The sequence below is a fragment of the Streptomyces sp. IBSBF 3136 genome (genome assembly GCF_036815105.1).
In the GTDB taxonomy this organism is placed as follows: domain Bacteria; phylum Actinomycetota; class Actinomycetes; order Streptomycetales; family Streptomycetaceae; genus Streptomyces.
Genome location: NZ_JAJSZC010000135.1, coordinates 1 through 21,414 on the forward strand (window position 1 = coordinate 1; position 21,414 = coordinate 21,414).

General features: G+C 71.6%; 20 protein-coding genes and 1 riboswitch. Of the genes, 10 read left to right on the forward strand and 10 right to left on the reverse strand.

Annotated features, from left to right (window positions below):
• The 3 genes from V7E45_RS25685 to V7E45_RS25695 all read right to left on the reverse strand — a co-directional run.
• On the reverse strand, positions 1-1,213 hold a 1,213-nt coding region (locus V7E45_RS25685; RefSeq protein WP_333776582.1), incomplete at its 3' end, for a M4 family metallopeptidase.
• Between the two features lie 339 nt (positions 1,214-1,552).
• Positions 1,553-2,491, reverse strand: a complete 939-nt coding sequence (locus tag V7E45_RS25690) for a bifunctional GNAT family N-acetyltransferase/NUDIX hydrolase (protein ID WP_333776566.1) — start codon at positions 2,489-2,491, stop codon at positions 1,553-1,555.
• Between the two features lie 79 nt (positions 2,492-2,570).
• Positions 2,571-3,146 carry a TerD family protein gene (locus V7E45_RS25695; protein WP_020940795.1) on the reverse strand — a complete coding sequence of 192 codons (576 nt, stop codon included), beginning with the start codon at positions 3,144-3,146 and terminating at the stop codon, positions 2,571-2,573.
• A gap of 165 nt (positions 3,147-3,311) precedes the next feature.
• Here V7E45_RS25695 and arfB point away from each other — a divergent pair, with 165 nt between their 5' ends.
• The gene (gene arfB, locus V7E45_RS25700; RefSeq protein WP_333776567.1) at positions 3,312-3,749 is read left to right on the forward strand and encodes an alternative ribosome rescue aminoacyl-tRNA hydrolase ArfB; all 438 of its coding nucleotides are present in this window, start codon (positions 3,312-3,314) and stop codon (positions 3,747-3,749) included.
• Positions 3,750-3,901: 152 nt separating this feature from the next.
• Here arfB and V7E45_RS25705 read toward each other — a convergent pair whose 3' ends face one another.
• The gene (locus V7E45_RS25705) at positions 3,902-4,474 is read right to left on the reverse strand and encodes a flavin reductase family protein (protein ID WP_333776568.1); all 573 of its coding nucleotides are present in this window, start codon (positions 4,472-4,474) and stop codon (positions 3,902-3,904) included.
• Positions 4,475-4,824: 350 nt separating this feature from the next.
• On the opposite strand from V7E45_RS25705, the gene cdgB reads away from it, so the two are divergent.
• Both cdgB and V7E45_RS25715 read left to right on the forward strand, forming a co-directional pair.
• Entirely contained in the window at positions 4,825-6,483 is a 1,659-nt protein-coding gene (cdgB, locus tag V7E45_RS25710; RefSeq protein ID WP_333776569.1) for a diguanylate cyclase CdgB, read from the forward strand.
• A 118-nt stretch (positions 6,484-6,601) separates the two neighbouring features.
• Positions 6,602-7,558 carry a carbohydrate-binding protein gene (locus tag V7E45_RS25715; protein ID WP_333776570.1) on the forward strand — a complete coding sequence of 319 codons (957 nt, stop codon included), beginning with the start codon at positions 6,602-6,604 and terminating at the stop codon, positions 7,556-7,558.
• 112 nt (positions 7,559-7,670) lie between these two features.
• On the opposite strand, the gene V7E45_RS25720 is transcribed toward V7E45_RS25715, so the two are convergent.
• From V7E45_RS25720 to V7E45_RS25730, 3 genes are all read right to left on the reverse strand, one after another.
• On the reverse strand, positions 7,671-8,600 hold the full coding sequence (locus V7E45_RS25720; RefSeq protein WP_333776571.1) for a 1-phosphofructokinase family hexose kinase: 930 nt from the start codon (positions 8,598-8,600) through the stop codon (positions 7,671-7,673).
• Positions 8,601-8,719: 119 nt separating this feature from the next.
• Entirely contained in the window at positions 8,720-9,901 is a 1,182-nt protein-coding gene (nagA, locus tag V7E45_RS25725; protein ID WP_333776572.1) for an N-acetylglucosamine-6-phosphate deacetylase, read from the reverse strand.
• On the reverse strand, positions 9,901-10,881 hold the full coding sequence (locus V7E45_RS25730; RefSeq protein ID WP_333776573.1) for an ROK family protein: 981 nt from the start codon (positions 10,879-10,881) through the stop codon (positions 9,901-9,903). Before V7E45_RS25730 ends, nagA begins: the two co-directional genes overlap by 1 nt.
• 82 nt (positions 10,882-10,963) lie before the next feature.
• On the opposite strand from V7E45_RS25730, the gene V7E45_RS25735 reads away from it, so the two are divergent.
• From V7E45_RS25735 to otsB, 3 genes are read left to right on the forward strand one after another with little or no spacing between them, the layout of a single operon-like run.
• Complete coding sequence (locus tag V7E45_RS25735) at positions 10,964-12,256, forward strand: extracellular solute-binding protein (RefSeq protein WP_443056181.1); 1,293 nt, start codon at positions 10,964-10,966, stop codon at positions 12,254-12,256.
• Between the two features lie 35 nt (positions 12,257-12,291).
• Positions 12,292-12,516, forward strand: coding sequence for a DUF3263 domain-containing protein (locus V7E45_RS25740; RefSeq protein WP_133921827.1), 225 nt, complete (start codon positions 12,292-12,294; stop codon positions 12,514-12,516).
• Positions 12,517-12,566: 50 nt separating this feature from the next.
• A complete protein-coding gene (gene otsB, locus V7E45_RS25745) occupies positions 12,567-13,400 on the forward strand; it encodes a trehalose-phosphatase (protein ID WP_333776575.1) in 834 nt (277 codons plus the stop codon).
• A 1-nt stretch (position 13,401) separates the two neighbouring features.
• On the opposite strand, the gene V7E45_RS25750 is transcribed toward otsB, so the two are convergent.
• Positions 13,402-14,829 carry an alpha,alpha-trehalose-phosphate synthase (UDP-forming) gene (locus tag V7E45_RS25750; protein WP_333776576.1) on the reverse strand — a complete coding sequence of 476 codons (1,428 nt, stop codon included), beginning with the start codon at positions 14,827-14,829 and terminating at the stop codon, positions 13,402-13,404.
• A 96-nt stretch (positions 14,830-14,925) separates the two neighbouring features.
• Positions 14,926-15,897 (reverse strand): glucosyl-3-phosphoglycerate synthase, encoded by a 972-nt coding sequence (locus V7E45_RS25755; RefSeq protein WP_333776577.1) that lies wholly within the window; start codon positions 15,895-15,897, stop codon positions 14,926-14,928.
• A gap of 129 nt (positions 15,898-16,026) precedes the next feature.
• Positions 16,027-16,188, forward strand: a riboswitch (SAM riboswitch).
• A 17-nt stretch (positions 16,189-16,205) separates the two neighbouring features.
• On the opposite strand from V7E45_RS25755, the gene thrC reads away from it, so the two are divergent.
• The 4 genes from thrC to groL all read left to right on the forward strand — a co-directional run bounded on the left by thrC (position 16,206) and on the right by groL (position 20,290).
• The gene (gene thrC, locus V7E45_RS25760; protein ID WP_333776578.1) at positions 16,206-17,489 is read left to right on the forward strand and encodes a threonine synthase; all 1,284 of its coding nucleotides are present in this window, start codon (positions 16,206-16,208) and stop codon (positions 17,487-17,489) included.
• Positions 17,486-17,761 carry a MoaD/ThiS family protein gene (locus V7E45_RS25765; protein WP_333776579.1) on the forward strand — a complete coding sequence of 92 codons (276 nt, stop codon included), beginning with the start codon at positions 17,486-17,488 and terminating at the stop codon, positions 17,759-17,761. The genes thrC and V7E45_RS25765 overlap by 4 nt, the downstream gene beginning before the upstream one ends.
• A gap of 429 nt (positions 17,762-18,190) precedes the next feature.
• Complete coding sequence (locus tag V7E45_RS25770; protein ID WP_004986573.1) at positions 18,191-18,394, forward strand: cold-shock protein; 204 nt, start codon at positions 18,191-18,193, stop codon at positions 18,392-18,394.
• 273 nt (positions 18,395-18,667) lie between these two features.
• Entirely contained in the window at positions 18,668-20,290 is a 1,623-nt protein-coding gene (groL, locus tag V7E45_RS25775; protein WP_333776580.1) for a chaperonin GroEL, read from the forward strand.
• 100 nt (positions 20,291-20,390) lie between these two features.
• On the opposite strand, the gene V7E45_RS25780 is transcribed toward groL, so the two are convergent.
• Complete coding sequence (locus V7E45_RS25780; protein WP_333776581.1) at positions 20,391-21,215, reverse strand: hypothetical protein; 825 nt, start codon at positions 21,213-21,215, stop codon at positions 20,391-20,393.
• Positions 21,216-21,414 lie beyond the last annotated feature (199 nt).

Sequence of the window (21,414 nt, forward strand, 5' to 3'; positions counted from 1 at the left end):
CGCCGTCCTTGCTGGGCTTGTCCATGTAGCGCAGCGGGGTGCCGTTGCCGTTGATGTCGATCTTCTCGCCGATGAGGTAGTCGCCGACATCGGTGGAGTTGTTGGCGTAGAACTCCACGCCGGTGCCGAAGATGTCGGAGGTGGCCTCGTTCAGGCCGCCGGACTCACCGCTGTAGTCGAGGCCCGCGGTGTTGGAGGTGACACCGTGGCTCATCTCGTGGCCGGCCACGTCCAGCGAGGTGAGCGGGTCGGCGTTGTTCGCGCCGTCGCCGTACGTCATGCAGAAGCAGCTGTCGTCCCAGAAGGCGTTGACGTAGGCGTTGCCGTAGTGGACGCGGGAGTAGGCGGCCTTGCCGTCGCCGGCGATGCCGTTGCGGTTGAACGCGGACTTGTAGAAGTCCCAGGTGACGGCGGCGCCGTAGGCGGCGTCGACGGCCGCGGTCTGGCGGTTGCCGACCGTGCCGTCGCCCCAGGTGTCGTCGGCGTCGTGGAAGAGGGCACCGGTGCCGCTCGTGCCGCCGTTGAGGTCGTAGGTCTTGTGGCCGCCGCGGCCGCCGTCGATCAGGTCGTAGCCGCCGGAGGCGGAGGCGGTGGTGCCGATGGTGACCGTGCCGCTGTACTGGCTGGTGCCGGTCCCGGTGTCGATCGCCTCGTAGGAGTAGAGCTTCTTGCCGGTGCGCGCGTCGGTGATGACGTGCACCTCGCTCGGGGTGCCGTCGTGCTGGACGCCCTTGACCACGGACTCGTAGGCGAGGACCGGCTTGGCACCGGCCGCCCAGACGACCTTGCGGGCGGTCGAGGCGGTGGCCTTCGCGGTGCCCGCGGCCTTGAGGGCGGTCTTCTTCGCGTTCGTGGGGGAGACGGCCGCGGTGGTGGTGGGCACGGATATCCGGGCCTTGGTCGCCTTGTCGACGCCCTTGAGCGAACCGTTCTTCGCGACGTGGGTGACGAGGTCGCCGCCGAGGACGGGCAGGCCGGCGTAGGTGCGCTCGTAGCGCGTGTGCACCGTGCCGTCGGCGTCCTTGAGCACGTCCCGGACGACCAGCTTCTCCTTGCCGCCGAGACCGAGTTCCCGGGCCGCCGCGCCGGCGTGCTGCTGGGCGGTCTGCAGCGCGGTGACACGGGCGGTGGCGCTGAGCGGGAGGGCCGTGGCGCCGGGGGTGTGCGTGGGGGCGGCGGTGGCCGAGCCGTTCTGCAGCGCGAGGACGACCATCGCCGCCGAACCGGCCAGGGCGGCCGCGCGCAGGGCGGTCTTGCGGGAGGTGCGGGACGCGTGGGGCTGCTGTCTCACTCGATCTCCTTGGGGTCTGGTCTCCGTGGGGTGGAGACACAGGCGGAACACAGGGGATGCACAGAGTTGCGGCGGGTGAGGAGAGAGTGACACCAGCACGTCCTGTTTGACAGGGCGCCGACAACATTTTACGTGTTCGTTTCCGAAAGACGTGCGACGGAAACCGTTATGCGGACACGGCTGCGATGATCAACTACCCCCTCTTACAGCGCAGTTGGGGCGCAGTTCGTCACACCGTCCCAGCGCCCGCCGCAGCCCGTCTCAGCCCTCCCACTCGTCCAGCATGCGGGCAAGGCCCGGGGGCCACACCGGTTCCGGCTCGGCGGCCAGTTCGGGCCGGCTCCACCAGCGCCAGGTGAGGATGCCGTCGGCGGCGTGCTCGGCGGCCAACCGGGGGCCGTCCGGCTCCCGGTGCGGGCCGCGGACGGCGTAGACGTGCTCGTGCTGGTGGACCGGGACCCCGGTGTGCGTGAAGTCGTGCTCCCAGGTGCACAGCAGCTCGCCCGGCTCCAGGTCGTCCCAGCCGGTCTCCTCGCGCAACTCCCGCCGGGCGCCCTCGCGCGGGCTCTCGCCCGCCTCCAGGCCGCCGCCGGGCAGCGCCCAGTGCACACCGACCTCGACGTTGTCGTACCGGAACAGGAGCACGGCGCCCGCCGGGTCGACCACGGCGACCCGGGCCGCCCGCCGGGGGGTGCGCAGCACCTTGCGCAGCACGGCACAGGGGCGGCCGAGGGCGTGGTCGCGGCGGTGGTCGACCACCTCGTAGCCGAGGGCGGTCCAGAAGGCCAGCCCGCCGGCGTTGCCGTCGAGCACGGCCAGCCGTACGGCCCGGCGGCCGGCGGCCCTGAAGCGCTCCTCGACCGCGCCGGCGACCCGCCGGCCGTACCCCTTGCCCTGCTCCGAGGCGTCCACCAGCAACAGCCCGATCCAGGGGTCCGGGTCGGCCGGGTCCGGGTGCCGCGCCAGGGTGATCACGACTGCGACCAGCCGGCCCTCGGACCTGGCCAGCAGCACCTCGGCGTCGGGGTGGGCCAGTTCTTCGGCCAGCAGGCCGGCCACCTGCTCGGGCCGTACGTCGTCCGGGTCGGGCAGGTCTCCGCTGAGCGCGAGGAAGTCGCGGTGGGAGGCGTAGAGCGCCGTCAGTTCGGTGAGCAGCGGGGCCGGGATGTCACGGCCGGGGCGCAGTGGCTGGAGGATCACGCGGGCAACGTAGCGCGCGGGAGCCCCGGGCCACGGCCTGCTCGCCGCGTCCCGGGGCTCCCGTCCGAAGCCCTGCCGGTCAGACGTTCACACCGAAGTCCTGGGCGATGCCGACCAGGCCCGAGGCGTAACCCTGGCCCACGGCGCGGAACTTCCACTCGGCGCCGTTGCGGTACAGCTCGCCGAAGACCATCGCGGTCTCGGTGGCCGCGTCCTCCGAGAGGTCGTAGCGCGCGATCTCGGCGCCGCCCGCCTGGTTGACGATACGGATGTAGGCGTTGCGGACCTGGCCGAAGTTCTGGCCACGGTTCTCGGCGTCGTAGATGGAGACCGGGAAGACGATCTTGTCGATGTCGGCCGGGAGCGCGGCCAGGTTGACGTTGATCGCCTCGTCGTCGCCCGCGCCCTCGCCGGTGCGGTTGTCACCGGTGTGGACGATGGAGTTGTCCGGGGTCTGCTTGTTGTTGAAGAACACGAAGTGGGCGTCCGAGTAGACCTTGCCCTGCGTGTTGACCGCGATGGCGGAGGCGTCCAGGTCGAAGTCCGTGCCGGTGGTGGTGCGGACGTCCCAGCCGAGGCCCACGGTGACGGCGGTCAGGCCCGGAGCCTCCTTGGTGAGCGAGACGTTGCCACCCTTGGACAGGCTTACAGCCATGTTGGGAGTCCCTTCCCTTGTATCCGTGTATCTGTGCCGATGAAGCTACCGTCACCCGGGAGAACGTCGAGGGGGGTCCCGGTGGTTCCGGATCGCTTTACCTTTTTTACCCGGATGGTCCTGGTGGCGAAAACCGGATGACGTGGGAGGGGCGCGGCCGGGAACATGGGACACATGTCCGGTCCCTACCTCATCCGCGGCTCCGTCTCGCTCCCCGAGGCCGAGCTGGCGTGGCGTTTCTCGAGGTCGTCCGGTCCGGGCGGCCAGCACGTGAACACCAGTGACTCGCAGGTGGAGCTGCGCTTCGACCTGGCCGCCACCGAATCCCTGCCCCCGGTCTGGAAGGAGCGGGCGCTGGAGCGGCTGGCCGGGCGGCTGGTCGACGGGGTCGTGGTGGTGCGGTCCTCCGAGCACCGCTCCCAGTGGCGCAACCGGGAGACCGCCGCCGTACGCCTGGCGGCCCTCCTCGCCGAGGCGACCGCGCCGCCGCCCAAGCCCCGCCGCCCGACCCGCGTCCCGCGGGGCATCAACGAACGCCGTCTGCGCCAGAAGAAGGAGCGTTCGCAGACCAAGCGCGGCCGCTCGGGCCGCGACTGGGGCTGACGCCTCGCGCTCGGGGCTGACGGTTCCGCACGAAATTCCGGCCGCGCGTATTCCGAAAGCGTTTTCCGCGGCCGCGCCGTCCCGATGCGGCCGCGCTGTTCATCAAGTCTCCGCTGTTCCTGGCGCGACCGCGGAATTCCGCGGTCGCGCGTTCAACCCAACTGCCGGTAACGCCCCCGGAAATACAGCAGTGGCCCGCCCTCCGTGCTCGGCACCCGCGCGGTCAGCACCCGCCCGATGACGAGCGTGTGGTCGCCGGCCGTCACCCGCTGCTCGGTGCGGCACTCCAGGGTGGCCAGCGCACCGTCCATCAGCGGCGCGCCGGTGGCCTCGCCGCGGACGTAGGGGAGGTCCTGGAAGAGCAGGCGGTCGCTGATCCGGCCCTTCATCGCGAAGCGGCCGGCGATGTGGCGCTGGCTCTCCGAAAGGACGGAGACGGCCCACAGCGGCTGTTCGTCCAGCAGGTCGTCCATGCGGGCCCCGGTACGCAGGCTGACCAGCACCAGCGGCGGGTCCAGCGAGACGGACAGGAAGGCGGTGGCGGTCATGCCGACGTCCTCGACGCCCGGCGCCGTCGGGTCGTCCGGGTCCAGCGGCGGCTCCTGCGCGGTCACCAGGACCACGCCCGCGCCCAGCCGGGACATCGCGGCCCGGAACTCGTCGTTGCTCACCCCCTCAGCATGCCCGGAAGCAGAGGTGGCGGTGGGTGAGGGAGTCTTCAGCACACCGGAAACGCTAATCTCCGCCCCGTGCGCGCCGCATCGGCCCTCCGCCCGAGCTTGGTCCTAGGTCCGGGGGACCACGCCGGGGCGGCCGTGCGGAGCATGATGTGAAGGCGACGGGAAAGCCTCTGCCAGGTAAACACACGGGGAAAACGCGGAAACTCCACCCAATTGTTCACGTTCGCCTGTGACTTGAGTCACAAGGGGCAGGAATTGTTGACCCTGTGTACCGAGTGCGGAGCGCGCTGTGATTCAGTGGCGGGGAAGCCGCAGGAGCACGACTGGAAGCACACCTGACAGAAGCGCCGACGACAACCCTTGATTCGCTGCGAGGTCTCGGGGGGAGGGCGAGCATGGAGACCGAGTCGGAGCCGTATGTCCGCCTTGCGTCCCTGCGACAGCTGCACCAGGTCATGGCCGACATGAACACGGCACGCAGCCTGGCGGACACACTGCAGTCGGTCGCCGACGGCGTCGTGGGCGCCCTCGGCTACGAGATGGCGGCCGTCAACCTGGTGCGCCAGGACGGCGATCTCGTGGTCGCCGCCTTCTCCGGCAACTCCGCGGCGGAGTCCCTGATCACCGGCCGGGTCGGCTCCCGCGACTCCTGGGACCGGCGGCTGAACATGGGCGAGCAGTGGGGCGACCTCGTCTTCATACCGCACACCGAGGGCTGGGTGCTGGACGACGACGACGTCCCGCAGTGGTACACCGACGGGCCCGCCCCCCGCTTCGAGGACGAGTGGCACCCCTCGGACCGGCTCTTCGCCCCGATGTACACGCCCGGTGTGCAGGGCGGCTCCTCCGGCGAGCTGCTCGGGGTCATATCCGTCGACCGCCCGCGCAACGGCCGCCGCCCCGGCGCCTGGGGCCGCGAGGCCCTGCAGATGTACGCCTTCCAGGCCGCCATCGCCATCAGCAACGCGCGTCTACGTGCCAATATGCAGCGCGCCCTGGTCCGCCTGGAGCGGGACCAGCAGGCCCTGCGGGCCAGCGAGGAGAGCTTCCGGCAGGCGTTCGAGTACGCCCCCTCCGGCATGGCCATCGCCGAGATGGGCGGCGACCAGCACGGCCGGATCCTGCGCACCAACGACGCCCTGTGCCGCCTGCTGGGCCGCCCCGCCTCCGCGATGCGCCGCTACTCCTTCTCCGACCTCGTCCACCCCGAGGACATCGGCACCCTGCTGCGCACCTCGGCCGAGGGCGGCCGCGCGGAGCTGCGCCTCGGCCGCCGTGACGGCAGCTACGTCTGGGTCAGCCTGCGCAACTCCGTCGTCGCCGACGCCGCCGACGGCCCCCGCTTCCTGCTCACGCACGTCGAGGACATCGAGGAGCGCAAGCGCCGCGAGCTGCAGCTCGCCCACCGCGCCTCCCACGACTCCCTCACCGGCCTGCCGAACTCCGCCGAGCTGCGCTCGCGCCTCTCGGCCCGCCTGTGCCGCCGGCAGGCCCAGCCGGGCGTCCTGGAGTCCCTGGACGCGGCCTACGGCGGCCACCCCGCCTTCGACGCCCCCACCGGGCACGGCTTCGACTTCACGCAGGGCGGCGAGGCGTTCGAGGGCTTCGACCACCACGTCCACACCATCGCCCCCGAGGACGGCCGTGACGACGGGACCAAGGGGCTCGCGGTCCTCTTCTGCGATCTGGACGGCTTCAAGTCGATCAACGACAGGTTCGGGCACAACGCGGGCGACGCCGTCCTGATCGAGGTCGCCCGCAGGCTCAGCGGGGGTGTGCGCGACGGGGACACCGTCGCCCGGCTCGGCGGCGACGAGTTCGTGATCCTCGCCGACGGACTCGGCAAGGCCGACGCCCAGGACCTCGCCGTGCGCCTGCGCAACGAGATCATCCAGCCCATCCGCGCCGAGGGCCGGGCCGTCCGGGTGGGCGCCAGCTTCGGTATCGGCTGGGCGCACTGCGGCATGACGGCGGACGAAGTGCTGAAGTCCGCTGACGAGCGGATGTACGTAGAGAAACGATCTCGTCCCAAACAGCACCGGCGTGCGGGTTGATCCCCAGGTCAGTGAGCTGATGCGAGGTGACTCACCCGTTTGGGGCAGCCGGAGCGGGTAGGCTCGCCATTCCACACGCGTATCGCATCCGCCCGCACCTGTTGAGGAGTACCAAGGGATGACGCCCGGCGACAACGGCGCGAGCACGCCCGAGGACGAGGACCCGTTCGGCTACCTGTACGCCGACGGACAGGCCAGAGGAGCCCAGCCGCCGTCCGGTGGCTACGGTGGCTACGGCTACCCGAACTCGGTCAGCAGAGTGCGTGCGGTCGGCGAGCGCACCTACGGCGGCGCGCCGCAGACGGCCCCGTACGGCCAGCAGCAGACCGTCCCCCAGCAGGGCGCCTACGGCCAGCCGAACGCCCACTACCAGGCGCCCGAGACGCTGCCCGGCGGTGCTCCGACGGGCCGGCAGCCGGGTCCGTCCGGCGGTGGCGGCGGCCGGCGCGGTCCCAACACCAAGGGCCTGCTGACCGGTGCGATCGCGGTGGTCGCCGTGGTCGTCATCGGTATCGGCGTCGCGATGCTCAACGACAACTCGGACGACAAGTCGGGCAGCCAGGCGGGGGCCTCCCCGACCCAGTCGCAGAGCAGCGAGCCGAGCGCGTCGAGCAGCACCTCGGCGGCGCCGGGCGAGCTGCCGAAGACGGACGCCAACGCGCTCCAGCTCACCGGCGGCGCGGTCAAGGACTCGAAGTTCCAGGGCGCGGAGGCCGCGGGCGGCACCTACGTGGGCGGTCTGAACACGGTCGGCTCCTCGGTGACCTGGACGGTCGACGACATCCCCGAGGACGGCCCGTACACCCTCTTCGTGAACTACAGCGCCACCGGCGGCGACCCCCAGTCGATGACGGTCACCGTCAACGGCAAGGAGTTCGGCACCAAGCTGGGGATGAAGAACTACCGGCACGCGGCCGACGGGGACTTCGCCAAGGGCTGGACCACCTCCTACGTGTGGCCGACCCTGAAGAAGGGCTCCAACACCATCGCCGTCTCCTGCCAGGCCGGGGACAAGTGCAACGTCCTGCTCGACCAGATGTGGCTCAAGAAGGGCCAGGTCCAGCGGGACGGCTAGGGCCTGCTGCGAAAGTGGCCTCGTCGCCCGGAGGGCGGCCGTGCCGGGCGTCGCACGGCAGAGGACCACTTTCGCAACAGGCCCCAGGGCCCGGAGGACAGGCCCCCCGGCCCTAGGCCGCGCTGACCACTCCGGTCACCGCGACCCGGGCGCTCAGGTCCTCGTAGGCGGCGGCGTCGAACTCGCCCGCGGCCGGTGCCCGTACGGTCGCCGCCGACAGGGCGACCGCGCGGGCCAGCCGCTCCGGCCAGGAGAGCCGCTCCACGAGGCCCGACAGCAGTCCCGCGACCGCCGAATCGCCGGCGCCGGTCGGGTTGCCGTGGACGCGGGCGGGCGGGGTGGCGCGCCAGCGGCCCTCGGGGGTCGCGGCGAGCAGGCCCTGCGGGCCGAGGGAGGCCACGACCGCGTGGGCGCCCCGGCGCCGGGCGTCCTGGGTCGCGCGTGACGGCTCGTGGGAACCGGTCAGCTCGGCCAGTTCCTCGGCGTTCGGCTTGATGATGTCGGGGCGGGCGGCGACCCCGCGCCGCAGCGGCTCCCCGCTGGTGTCCAGCAGCACCGGGACGCCGACGGCACGGGCGGTGCGGACCAGGCCCGCGTAGGCGCCCACCGGGACGCCCGGCGGCAGGCTGCCGGACAGGGCGACCGCCGAGGCGGTGGGCAGGAGTGCGTCGTAGCGCTCGAGGAAGGCCACCCACTCGGCCGGCTCGATCTGCGGGCCGGGCTCGTTCAGCTGGGTCGTGTCGCCGGTCAGTTCGTCCACCACGGCGATGGTGCGGCGGGTGGGCCCCGCGCACGGCACCAGCGCGTCGGTCACCCCAGGCACGCCCGCGAGCCGTTCGCGCAGCACCTGTCCGGTTGCGCCGCCCGCGAAGCCGGCGACCGTCACCTCGTGGCCGAGCGCGGCCAGCACCCGGGCCACGTTCACGCCCTTGCCGCCCGGCCGTTCGGTGACGTCCGAGACGCGGTGCGAGGCGTGCGGCCGCAGGGCCCGCACGCGATAGGTGATGTCGAGTGCGGTGTTCAGTGTGACCGTGAGGATCACCCGGGCCGACCTCCCCTCGAAGTGGCGTCGCCATCGGTCGCCGGGGCCCTGATCATGCCAAAGAGACGGCGGCCGGCCCAGTGCGCGGGTCGGCCGCCGTCCTCGGACGCCCGGACGGATCAGGGCAGTTGGGGCGCGACCACCCATTCTCCCTGCCGCATCACGCCCTTGAGGTCGAAGTCCGCGTCCAGCAGCACCAGGTCGGCGTCCTTGCCCGGCTCCAGGGAGCCGACACGGTCGGACAGGCCGAGCAGACGGGCGGGGTTGGCGCAGAGGGCGGCGACCACGTCCTGGACCGGCAGCCCGTCGACGGTCACCGCCCGCTTGAACGCCCGGTCCAGGGTGAGCGTGGAGCCCGCGATCGAACCGCCCTCGACCAGCCGCGCCACACCGTCGCTGACCTCGACCTCCAGCGGGCCGAGCAGGTAGCGGCCGTCGCCGCGGCCGGCCGCGTCCATCGCGTCGGTGATGAACGCGACCCGGGAGGCGCCCGCGTGATGGAACGCCAGCTCCAGCGCCGCCGGGTGCAGGTGCACGCCGTCGTTGATGAGCTCGACCGTGACCCGCTCGTCCTCCAGCAGCGCGGCGATCGGGCCGGGGGAGCGGTGGCCGAGGGTCGGCATGGCGTTGAAGAGGTGGGTGGCGACCGTGGCGCCCGCGTCGATCGCCGCGACCGTCTGCTCGTAGGTGGCGTCGGTGTGCCCGATCGCGGCGATCACGCCGTGCTCGGCGAGCAGCCGTACGGAGTCGACACCGCCCGGGAGTTCGGTGGCGAGGGTGACCATCCGGGCCTTGCCGCGGCCCGCGTCGATCAGCTTGCGCACCTCGGCGGGGTCCGGGTCGCGCAGCAGCTCCTCGGAGTGCGCGCCCTTGCGGCACGGGGAGATGAACGGTCCCTCGAAGTGGATGCCGGCGATGTCGCCCTGCTCGGCCAGCTCGCTCAGCAGCCCGGCCTGGGTGACCAGCAGGTCCATCTCGTCGGTGACCGTGGAGGCGACCAGGGTGGTGGTGCCGTGCAGCCGGTGGGCGCGGACGGCCTTCAGCACGTCGTCCACGGTGCCGGAGAAGGAGGCGCCGCCGCCGCCGTGGTTGTGGATGTCGACGAAGCCCGGGACCAGCCAGTGGCCGCCGACGTCGAGGACCTCGGCGTCCTCGGGGGCCGCACCCGCGGCCGTCGTGCCGCCGGTGTCCGCCGCCGTGGCCTGCGTGATCTTCGTGCCCTCCACGACCACGCGCCCGTCGTCCACCACGCCGGTGGGCAGCACCACCCGAGCACCTGCGAGAACCAAGCTGGGAGCCATCAGGCGGTTACCTCCGAGGGGTCGGTCGTGGGGTCGGTGGAGTCGAGGAGATCCCGGGCGAGCAGTCCCGCGCCCAGGCAGCCGGCGGTGTCACCGAGGGCGGCGGGGACGATGGACGGCAGTTTCTGGAAGGTGACCCGCTGCCGGACGGCGTCCCGCAGCGGTTGGAACAACACTTCCCCCGCCTCGGCCAGGCCGCCACCGATGATCAGCGTGCGCGGGTCCAGCAGGGTGAGCGCGGTGACCAGGCCGTCGGCGAGCGCGTCCACCGCGCCCCGCCAGATCCGGACGGCGTTCGGGTCACCGGACATGACGGCCTTCGCGCAGTCGGCGGCGTCCGCGTCCGGGTCCCCGCAGGACGCGGCCCACGCCTCGCTGACGGCGGACGCGGAGGCGTAGCGCTCCAGGCAGCCGTGCTGCCCGCAGGGGCAGGCGGTGCCGCCGGGCCGTACGACGACGTGCCCGATCTCGCCGGCGAACCCGTGCGCGCCCGACTCCACCCGGCCGTCCACGCCGATGGCGCCGGCGATCCCGGTGCCGAGGGCGACGAACAGGAAGCGGTCGGCGCCCTTGCCGGCGCCGATGCGGCCCTCGGCGAGTCCACCGGTGCGTACGTCGTGGCCGAGCGCGACGGGGATGCCGAGCCGGTCGGTGAGCCGGGCGCGCAGGGGGACGTCCCGCCAGCCGAGGTTGGCCGCGTAGACGGCGGTGCCGTGCTCCTCGTCGACGATGCCGGGCACCGCGATGCCGGCCGCGGCGGCCGGCTCGCCGTAGCGCTCCCGGCCGTACGCGTGCAGCTCGGCGGCGAAGGCGAGGATCGTCTCGACCACGGCGCCGGGGCCGCGCTCGCGGCCGGTGGCCCGGCGGGCGCGGTGCAGCAGCGCGCCGTCGTCGCCGACGAGGGCCGCCTTCATCCCGGTACCGCCCACGTCCAGGGCGATGACATGTCTCACGGGAGACAGTGTGGCCCGCGGACCCATGAGAGGTCTAGTCCACTCACGTGGTGTAGACCTTATGTGTCCACATGTTGAACGGTCAGACAGCAGGGTTGGGGCTTTGACGGTGCGTCGGCGTACGGCAGGAACGATCGCGGTGGTGTCCGCACTGGGCATGACGGCGGTCCTCGGCGGCTGCGGGAGCACGGGCTCCTCCGACGTGACGCTCAGACTCGTCGCCGCCGACTACGGCGACTCGGCGGCCAACAGCTCGAAGAAGTACTGGGACAAGCTGGCCGCCGCCTACGAGTCCCGGCACCCCGGCGTCAAGGTCGAGGTCAGCGTCTACTCCTGGAACGACGTCGACCGCAAGGTCAAGGCCATGGTCGACGCCGGGCACGCCCCCGACCTGGCCCAGATCGGCGCCTACGCCGACTACGCGGCCGCGGGCAAGCTGTACCAGGTCTCCGACCTGCTCTCCATACGCACCCAGGCCGACTTCCTCTCCCAGCTCGCCGACGCGGGCCAGTGGAAGCACGTGCAGTACGGCATCCCCTTCGCGGCCTCCACCCGGGTGCTCTTCTACAACAAGACCCTCTTCGCGCGGGCGGGCATCACCCCGCCCACCACCTGGGCCGAGCTGGCGTCCGACGCCAAGGCGCTGCGGGACAAGGGCGTGACGTACCCCTACGCGCTGCCGCTTGGCCCGGAGGAGGCCCAGGCCGAGACCATGCAGTGGCTGCTGAGCGGCGGCTACACCGACAACGGCGGCAACGGTTACACCGACGACATCGGCACCTACACCATCGACTCCGCGCAGAACGTCCAGACCTTCACCTGGCTCAAGGACGAGCTGGTCGACAAGGGCCTGACCGGCCCGGTCGCGCCCGGCAGGCTCAACCGCGCGGACGCCTTCAACGCCTTCGCCGACGGCCGCGTCGGCATGCTCAACGGGCATCCCGCGCTGATCCAGCAGGCCGCCAGGAAGGGCGTGCGCTTCGGCATGGTCCCGATGCCGGGCCGCGACGGCACGGCCAAGGCGTCGATGGGTGTCGCCGACTGGATGATGGGCTTCAAGCAGAACGGGCACGCCGCAGAGATCGGCGACTTCCTCGACTACGTCTACGAGCGGAAGAACGTCCTCGACTTCTCCCGCGCCTACGGACTGCTCCCGGTCACCGACTCGGCGTCCACCGCGATGTCCCAGTCCGACGTGGCCGCGGACAAGAGCCTGCGCCCCTTCCTCGACCAGCTCCCCACCTCCCAGCTGTACCCCGTCGGCAAGACCTCCTGGGCCGCCGTCAGCGCGGCCGTCAAGAAGGACATCGGCCAGGCGGTCGCGCCCGGCGGCAGCCCCGCCGGGGTCCTGACCCGCCTGCAGTCGGCGGCGACGGCGGCCGACAGCAGCGACGCGAGCTGAGCCGGCTGTCGGTGCCCGGCGCTACGGTGGCCCCCATGGAACTGGGCAGCCGCGAGAAGGCCATCCTCGCGCTGGAGCGCCGGGGCTTCACCGGCCCCGGCGCCAAGGAACGGGCGATACGCGAGGAACTGGGCCTGGCGCCGGTGCGCTACTACCAGCTCCTCAACGCGCTGCTGGACGACGAGCGCGCGCTGGCGCTCGACCCCGTGACCGTGAACCGGCTGCGCCGGGTGCGCGAGGCACGACGGTCCGAGCGCTGACCTTCCCCGGACCAGGCGTGACCTCGGCCCCCGCTGGATAGTGTCGCTGTATGGACCTTCTGCCGACCCCGGCGACCCAGGCCGGACGGGACGGGCTCGCCGCGCTGCTCTCCAGAGCGCACACCGCGGTGATCGGCCTCGACTTCGACGGCACGCTCGCCCCCATCGTGGCCGACCCCGAACAGGCCCGCGCCCACCCGGACGCCGTGCCCGCGCTCGCCGCGCTCGCCCCGCGGGTCGCCTCCGTCGCCGTGGTGACCGGCAGACCGGCCGCCGTCGCGGTGCGGCACGGCGGCTTCGCGGACGTGCCCGGCCTTGAACACCTCGTCGTCCTCGGCCACTACGGCGCCGAGCGCTGGCAGGCCTCGACCGGCGAGCTGACCGCCCCGCCGGCGCACCCCGGCGTGGCCGCCGTCCGCGCCGAGCTGCCGGGCCTGCTGGAGCGGGTCGGCGCCGGGCAGGGCATCTGGATCGAGGAGAAGGGGCGCGCGGTCGCCGTGCACACCCGCCGTGCCGACGACCCCCAGGCCGCCTTCGAGGCCCTGCGCGTCCCCCTCACCGACCTCGCCACCCGGCACGGCCTGATCGTGGAGCCCGGCCGGCTGGTCCTGGAACTGCGCCCGCCCGGCATGGACAAGGGCGTGGCCCTGCTCGACCACGTCCGCGCCACCGGCGCGGGAGCCGTCCTCTACGCCGGTGACGACCTCGGCGACCTCCCCGCCTTCGCGGCGGTCGAGAAACTCCGCTCCGACGGCGTACCCGGCGTGCTGGTGTGCAGCGGCAGCGCGGAGGTCACCGAACTGGCCGAGCGGGCGGACCTCGTCGTGGACGGGCCCGAAGGCGTCGTGGGACTGCTGCGCGGGCTGGCGGCCCGGCTCGGCTGACTCAGCCGTCCAGGGCCGCCAGCTGATCCAGGAACCAGCGGGTGGGCGGCAGCGCGGTGGCCGCGGCCGCGAGCCGCTTGGAGCGCTCCGCCCGCTCGCCCGCCGGCAGGGTCAGCGCCTCGTGCAGGGCGCGCGCCGTCCCCCCGATGTCGTACGGGTTCACCACGATCGCGCTCTCGCCCAGCTCCTCGTACGCCCCGGCCTCGCGGGACAGCACCAGGGCACAGCCCTCGTCGGAGACGACCGGCACCTCCTTGGCGACCAGGTTCATGCCGTCCCGGATGGGGTTGACCAGGGCGACGTCGGCCAGCCGGTACGCGGCCAGGGAGCGCGCGAAGTCGTCCTTCACGTGCAGCACCACCGGGGTCCAGCCGGGCGTGCCGAACGTCGCGTTGATCTCCTCCGCGACCCGCTGAACCTCGGCGGTGTAGGCCCGGTAGACGGCGAGGTCCTGCCGGGACGGGTAGGCGAACGCCACGTGCACCACCCGTTCGCGCCACTCGGGGTGGTCCTCCAGCAGCTCCCGGTACGCCAGCAGGCCGCGCACGATGTTCTTGGACAGCTCGGTGCGGTCCACCCGGACGATCGTCCGGCGCCCCTCGCCGATCTCCGCGCGCAACGCGGCCATCCGTTCGCCCACGTCCGCGCGGTGCGCCCGCTCGCGCAGGAAGTCCGCGTCCGCCCCGAGACCGTGCACCCCGATCCGGGTCCCGGCCGGGACGCCGGACTCGAGGACCGTCCGGCAGCAGTCGGTGAACGCGTCCGCCCATCGCCGGGTCAGGAACGCCGCCCGGTCCGCGCCGAGGATGCCCTCCAGCAGCTCGGTCGCGATGTCGTCGGGCAGCAGCCGGAAGTAGTCCGGCGGGGCCCACGGGGTGTGCGAGAAATGTCCGATGCGCAGGTCGGGGCGGAGCTCGCGGAGCATCCGGGGGGCGAGGGCCAGGTGGTAGTCCTGGATCAGCACCGCGGCGCCCGGTGCCGCCTCCTCGGCCAGCGCCCGCGCGAACGCCTCGTTGTACGCCCGGTACGACGCCCACTGCCGTCGGAAACCGGCGTCGAAGACCGGCTCCAGCGGGGTCTGGTACAGCATGTGGTGTACGAACCACAGCACCGAGTTGGCGATGCCGTTGTAGGCGTCGGCGAACACGGCGGCGTCGATGTCGAGCATCCGCACCCGTTGCCCGCCGGTGTCCTCCACCGGCAGCAGTCCGCCGTCCGCCCGCCGCACCGCCTCCCGGTCGCCGTCGCCCAGCGCGGCGCACACCCACACCGCACTGGCCTCGGAGCCGATGGCCGACAGGCCCGAGACCAGGCCGCCACCGCCCCGTTTGGCGTGCAGTGAGCCGCCCGCGCCGTCGGGGCGCACCTCGTACGAAACCGGTCCGCGATTGGACGCGACCAGCACCTCAGCACCGTGCCTGGAAGCCATAAGCCTCAACCTAGCCCGGCCCGGAAACGCTCAAACGTACGTACCGCCCCGTCGGTTGCGGCGGGGTCCGGATACAGCCGTCCGGCCACCACGCGTTCACGCCACCCGGCGGTGCGTGTACTCCGCGATCTCCGCCATCGGCGGCCGCTCCTCGGTGTCCACCGAGTAGGTGCGCGGCTCGAACCCGTCCGCGCCCCGCTCGAACTGGGTCAGGGACGGGCGGACCAGGTGCCCGCGGGCCAGCCGCAGCTGCGCCGTGCGGTAGATCGCGGCGGCCATCCTGCCCAGCGCCTGACCGTCCTGGTGGCGGTGCTTGCGCACGCCCACGTCGACCTGGGCCAGTGCGTCCAGGCCCACCAGGTGCAGCGCGTCCACCAGCATGCCCAGCTCCACGCCGTACCCGACCGGGAACGGCAACCGCTCCAGCAGCGAGCGGCGGGCCGCGTACTCGCCGCCCAGCGGCTGCACGAAGCCGGCCAGCTGCGGCCAGTGCATGTTCAGCAGCGGGCGGGCCATCAGCTCGGTGACCCGGCCGCCCTGCCCCGCCGTCCGGCCGCCGCCGGGCCCCTCGGGACCGGTGAGCAGCGGACGGTCGTACATGGCCTTGACCAGGTCGACGTCCGGGTCGGTGAGCAGCGGGCCGACGATCCCGGACACGAAGTCGGAGGAGAACTCCCGCAGGTCGGCGTCGACGAAGCAGACGATGTCGCCGCCGGTCACCAGCAGGGAACGCCACAGCACCTCGCCCTTGCCGGGGACGGCGGGGATGCGCGGCAGTATGTCGTCGCGGTGGACGACCCGCGCGCCCGCGGCGGCGGCCACCTCGGAGGTGCGGTCGGTGGACCCGGAGTCGACGACGACGATCTCGTCGACCAGCGGGAGGCGCTCCACGAGGTCGCGGCGGATCACCGCGACGATGTCGCCGACCGTCTCCTCCTCGTCCAGTGCGGGCAGCACGACGGAGACCGTCTGGCCCGTGCGCTGCTTGGCGGCCAGGATCCTGTGCGGCGAGCGGTCGGTCACGGACCAGGAGCGCGTGCTCAGCCAACGCTCGACTTCTTCCAGCACGTCGGTGGCTCCTCACTGTTGTCTCGCGGTTCGGACGACTATCTCAACTGTCCTGGCCTTCGGTTACAGTCTTGAACAACGCCGATGACCATCGCATGTCGGGGATCACCGGCGCCGACAACCACATACAGCTCATCCAGAGGGGCAGAGGGAAACGGCCCGATGAAGCCCCGGCAACCCTCCAGTCGGTACTCGTAGACCAGACCTGATCTGACCGTCTCCGCGAGGCTCCCGGCTAGGGAAGGTGCCAAATCCGTCTCACGGCGAAGTGCGTCGTGAGGAAGATGAGGAGAAAGGGCCTCGCCTCCATGGCTGCGCAGACAGTTGCAAGCACCAGCAATCCCGCCGTCGATCTCGGTCCCGCCGCCGCCCTGAGCTGTCGCGAGTGCGGCCACCGGGTACCCCTCGGGCCGGTGTTCGCCTGCGAGGAGTGTTTCGGTCCGCTGGAGATCGCCTACGACTTCTCCGCGTACGACACCGAGGAACTGCGCCGGCGCATCGAGTCCGGCCCCGCGAACATCTGGCGCTACGCGCCCCTGCTGCCCGTCCCCGCCGACGTGGCCGACAAGCCCAACATCAACCCGGGCTGGACCAAGCTCGTCAAGGCCGACAACCTGGCGCGCGAGCTGGGCGTCACCGGCGGTCTGTACGTGAAGGACGACTCCGGCAACCCGACCCACTCCTTCAAGGACCGGGTCGTCGCCCAGGCGCTGGAGGCCGCGCGCGCCTTCGGCTTCAGCACCCTCTCCTGCTCCTCCACCGGCAACCTGGCCGGCGCCGTCGGCGCCGCCGCCGCGCGGGCCGGCTTCCGCTCCTGCGTGTTCATCCCGCACGACCTGGAGCAGGGCAAGGTCGTCATGGCCGCGGTGTACGGCGGCGAGCTCGTCGGCATCGAGGGCAACTACGACGACGTGAACCGTTTCTGCTCCGAGCTGATCGGCGACCCGGCCGGCGAGGGCTGGGGTTTCGTGAACGTCAACCTGCGCCCGTACTACGCGGAGGGCTCCAAGACCCTCGCGTACGAGATCTGCGAGCAGCTCGGCTGGCGGCTCCCGGACCAGATCGTCGTCCCGATCGCCTCCGGCTCCCAGCTCACGAAGATCGACAAGGGGCTGCAGGAGCTGATCAAGCTGGGTCTGGTGGAGGACCGGCCGTACAAGATCTTCGGTGCCCAGGCCGAGGGCTGCTCGCCGGTGTCGACCGCCTACAAGGCGGGTCACGACGTCGTGCGGCCGCAGAAGCCGAACACCATCGCCAAGTCCCTGGCCATCGGCAACCCGGCCGACGGGCCGTACGTCCTGGACATCGCGCGCCGCACCGGCGGTGCGGTGGAGGACGTGACGGACGAGGAGGTCGTGGACGCCATCAAGCTGCTGGCCCGCACCGAGGGCATCTTCGCGGAGACGGCGGGCGGCGTGACCGTCGGGGTCGCCCGCAAGCTGCTCAAGGAGGGGGTCCTGGACCCGGCGAAGACCACCGTCGTGCTCAACACCGGCGACGGCCTCAAGACCCTCGACGCGGTGGCCGGCACCGGCCTGACCGCCACCATCCGCCCGACCCTGGACTCCTTCCGAGAGGCTGGCCTCGCATGAGCGTGACCGTTCGCATCCCCACCATCCTGCGCACCTACACGGGTGGCCGGGCCGAGGTCGCCGCCGAGGGCGCGACCCTCGCCGAGGTCATCGAGAGCCTGGAGAAGAACCACACCGGCATCGCCGCCCGGGTGCTGGACGACCAGGGCAAGCTGCGCCGCTTCGTGAACGTCTACGTCAACGACGACGACGTCCGCTTCGAGCAGGGGCTGCAGACCGCCACCCCCGACGGCGCCGGTGTCTCCATCATTCCGGCGGTCGCCGGCGGCTGACATTACCTTCGGTAATCGCGGTTACCGATCGTTCATGGAATGGCCTCCTCCGCGAGAGAAACGGAGGGGGCCATTCTGAGTGATTGAGCGCGGTAGAGTTGGGGAACGCGTTCCGGGCCCGCGGGTCGAGAGCCCCGGAATCATGCCGTACGCCCGACGAGAAATGGCCAAAGTGCGTGGGTTCTTTGCGGCTTTTGAGCCATTTGTGGGGCCCGAATTGCCCTGAATTCGCCTGAATTCTCGCCAGATTCCGGATCGGGCGCGTCCAGAATTCTCGTCCGATTGACCTGTTGCAGACGGCAGTTGGACAGATACATTCAGCCGCGGTCGACGCGTTCCGGCGCACGCCCCCGATCAATGGGGGGTGAGGTCTGACCCGGGTCCGCGAAGTGTGGATCTGTGCAAGGGCCAGTAATAGGGGAGTTAGGCATGGCTCAGGGCACCGTCAAGTGGTTCAACGCGGAGAAGGGCTACGGCTTCATCGCGGTCGACGGTGGTGCGGACGTCTTCGTCCACTACAGCGCGATTCAGATGGACGGCTACCGCACCCTGGAAGAGGGCCAGCGGGTCGAGTTCGAGATCTCGCAGGGCCAGAAGGGCCCGCAGGCCGACATGGTTCGCGTCACCGCCTGAACGTTCTTCACGCGAAGGGCCCACACCTCGTCCGGGGTGTGGGCCCTTCGTCCTGTTCGCCCCGGGCTGATCCCCCCGAGGCGCTTGCACTCGCCATGCCCGAGTGCTAATCATTGGCGTTAGCACTCTGAAGGTGAGAGTGACAACGAAGGACCGGGTCGGTGAGGCCCGCAGGCCAAGTGGTGCAAGGAACCACGGGGCCGGCGAGCCGTCCGTCGCGGGCGCGGGCGCGGTCCGAAGGAATCACCCCCAGTCCTGGAGGGACCACTTCACATGGCCAAGATCATCGCGTTCGACGAGGAGGCGCGGCGCGGCCTCGAGCGCGGCATGAACCAGCTCGCGGACGCCGTCAAGGTGACGCTCGGCCCCAAGGGCCGCAACGTCGTCCTCGAGAAGAAGTGGGGCGCCCCCACGATCACCAACGACGGTGTCTCCATCGCCAAGGAGATCGAGCTCGAGGACCCGTACGAGAAGATCGGCGCCGAGCTGGTCAAGGAAGTCGCCAAGAAGACGGACGACGTCGCCGGTGACGGTACGACCACCGCGACCGTGCTCGCCCAGGCCCTGGTCAAGGAGGGCCTGCGCAACGTCGCCGCCGGTGCCAACCCGATGGCCCTGAAGCGCGGTATCGAGAAGGCCGTCGAGGCCGTCTCCGCCGCCCTGCTGGAGCAGGCGAAGGACGTGGAGACGAAGGAGCAGATCGCCTCCACCGCGTCCATCTCCGCCGCCGACACCCAGATCGGCGAGCTCATCGCCGAGGCCATGGACAAGGTCGGCAAGGAAGGCGTCATCACCGTCGAGGAGAGCAACACCTTCGGTCTGGAGCTCGAGCTCACCGAGGGCATGCGCTTCGACAAGGGCTACATCTCCGCCTACTTCGCCACCGACATGGAGCGCATGGAGGCGTCGCTCGAGGACCCGTACATCCTCATCGCGAACTCCAAGATCAGCTCCGTCAAGGACCTGCTCCCGCTCCTGGAGAAGGTCATGCAGTCGGGCAAGCCGCTGCTGATCATCGCCGAGGACGTCGAGGGCGAGGCCCTGTCGACCCTGGTCGTCAACAAGATCCGCGGCACCTTCAAGTCCGTCGCCGTCAAGGCCCCGGGCTTCGGCGACCGCCGCAAGGCCATGCTCGGCGACATCGCCATCCTCACGGGCGGCGAGGTCATCTCCGAGGAGGTCGGCCTCAAGCTGGAGAACGCGACCCTGGACCTCCTGGGCCGCGCCCGCAAGGTCGTCATCACCAAGGACGAGACCACCATCGTCGACGGTGCCGGCTCCTCGGACCAGGTCAACGGTCGGGTGAACCAGATCCGCGCCGAGATCGAGAACAGCGACTCGGACTACGACCGCGAGAAGCTGCAGGAGCGCCTGGCGAAGCTCGCCGGCGGTGTCGCGGTCATCAAGGCCGGCGCCGCCACCGAGGTGGAGCTCAAGGAGCGCAAGCACCGCATCGAGGACGCCGTCCGCAACGCGAAGGCCGCCGTCGAGGAGGGCATCGTCGCCGGTGGTGGCGTGGCCCTGCTGCAGGCCTCCCAGGTCTTCGAGAAGCTGGAGCTCGAGGGTGACGAGGCGACCGGCGCCCAGGCCGTGAAGCTCGCGCTCGAGGCCCCGCTGAAGCAGATCGCCGTCAACGCCGGCCTCGAGGGCGGTGTCGTGGTGGAGAAGGTGCGCAACCTGACCCCGGGCCACGGCCTGAACGCCGCGACCGGCGAGTACGTCGACCTCGTCGCCGAGGGCATCATCGACCCGGCGAAGGTGACCCGTTCCGCGCTGCAGAACGCCGCCTCCATCGCCGCGCTGTTCCTGACCACCGAGGCCGTCATCGCCGACAAGCCGGAGAAGGCCGGCGCGGCCGCTCCGGGCGGCATGCCGGGCGGTGACATGGACTTCTGATCGACCTGACGGTTGATCGCCTGTCCTACGGACCGAGGGCGGTACGTCCAGCTGCTGGCTGGGGGTACCGCCCTCGGGCGTTTTCACGGCCGGTGGCCCCTCACCCCGGTGCCCGTTCGCGTCGCCGCAGGGACATCGCATCCCGGATCGCGCCCGCGCGGGCGTGGACCGTGGGAGCGGTCAGAGGCGTACGGGAGGGTGTGGGAGCGCGTTCGCCCCGGCAGCCTCCGCACACCCCGCCCGGCAGCGCCTCCGGCCGCCCCGGCACTCCGCATTCCGCGCACTCCAGGATCCGCCGGGGCGCCGGGAGGGGGACCGGCTCCGGTGGGAGCTTGTCGATGAGCCGGCGGTGGACCAGGGCGGCCGGGTGGTGGACCGGTGTCGGCAGGCCCTCGCTCAGGGCCCGCAGGACGGCCTCGTCGGTGGCCCCGCGTGCGAACCACTCCGTCAGGAGCGGGGCGAGCGCGGCGCAGTCGGCGGCGGAGAGGGACAGCACGGGGGCCGTGCGACCGAGGGCCGCGAGGAGCATGTGGGCGCGGGAGCGGGTGGGGCCGGGCCGTTCGGGTGAACTCCGGTCCTCCGGCACGTCGCCTCGCGTGAACGCCGCCCACCAGGCGTCGTCGCGTGCGGTACGGGACCACCACGATCGGGTGATCCAGCGCGAGCCGCCGCCCTCCGTCCCCAGCTGCTCCCGGCCTCTCCTCAGATGGCCGGCCGCCTGGAGGCGGTTGAGGGCCGTGCGGAGCGCGCACTGGCCGTACGGGAGCTGCTTGGCCAGCGTTTTCACGGAGATGTCGGCGCCCTGGGGAAGGCGGTCCAGGTACGCGGCGATGGCCGCCTCGCGGGGCGGGAGATGCCCGAAGTCATGATTGGTGCGCCGGTGTTGGTCCGGCGCGGAACGCTTGCCGTAGCCCGGATTGGCCATCGGGTGGGACGACGCGTGCGCGGGCGGGAGGACAGGACTAGGCTTGGTGTCAGCCACGGGATCGCTCTTTCCGATCTCGGAGGTCAAGCCCCCGCAGGTGTTGGCGCACCTGGCGGGGGCTGTTCGTTATGCGGGACGCTAGAGCCTTGTGACCATCCGTGGCAAATCGGATGCGTTGCGTCAACTCGCCGGGTGGGAG

Excerpts from the sequence above, each read along its gene's own strand:
- thrC (WP_333776578.1), top strand. The coding sequence starts at position 16,206 with ATGGCTGCGCAGACAGTTGCAAGCACCAGCAATCCCGCCGTCGATCTC.
- groL (WP_333776580.1), top strand. The coding sequence starts at position 18,668 with ATGGCCAAGATCATCGCGTTCGACGAGGAGGCGCGGCGCGGCCTCGAG.
- V7E45_RS25695 (WP_020940795.1), bottom strand. The coding sequence starts at position 3,146 with ATGGCTGTAAGCCTGTCCAAGGGTGGCAACGTCTCGCTCACCAAGGAG.
- V7E45_RS25740 (WP_133921827.1), top strand. The coding sequence starts at position 12,292 with ATGGAACTGGGCAGCCGCGAGAAGGCCATCCTCGCGCTGGAGCGCCGG.
- V7E45_RS25715 (WP_333776570.1), top strand. The coding sequence starts at position 6,602 with ATGACGCCCGGCGACAACGGCGCGAGCACGCCCGAGGACGAGGACCCG.
- cdgB (WP_333776569.1), top strand. The coding sequence starts at position 4,825 with ATGGAGACCGAGTCGGAGCCGTATGTCCGCCTTGCGTCCCTGCGACAG.
- V7E45_RS25780 (WP_333776581.1), bottom strand. The coding sequence starts at position 21,215 with ATGGCCAATCCGGGCTACGGCAAGCGTTCCGCGCCGGACCAACACCGG.
- V7E45_RS25765 (WP_333776579.1), top strand. The coding sequence starts at position 17,486 with ATGAGCGTGACCGTTCGCATCCCCACCATCCTGCGCACCTACACGGGT.
- V7E45_RS25730 (WP_333776573.1), bottom strand. The coding sequence starts at position 10,881 with ATGGGTCCGCGGGCCACACTGTCTCCCGTGAGACATGTCATCGCCCTG.
- V7E45_RS25750 (WP_333776576.1), bottom strand. The coding sequence starts at position 14,829 with ATGGCTTCCAGGCACGGTGCTGAGGTGCTGGTCGCGTCCAATCGCGGA.
- V7E45_RS25770 (WP_004986573.1), top strand. The coding sequence starts at position 18,191 with ATGGCTCAGGGCACCGTCAAGTGGTTCAACGCGGAGAAGGGCTACGGC.
- arfB (WP_333776567.1), top strand. The coding sequence starts at position 3,312 with ATGGGACACATGTCCGGTCCCTACCTCATCCGCGGCTCCGTCTCGCTC.
- nagA (WP_333776572.1), bottom strand. The coding sequence starts at position 9,901 with ATGGCTCCCAGCTTGGTTCTCGCAGGTGCTCGGGTGGTGCTGCCCACC.
- otsB (WP_333776575.1), top strand. The coding sequence starts at position 12,567 with ATGGACCTTCTGCCGACCCCGGCGACCCAGGCCGGACGGGACGGGCTC.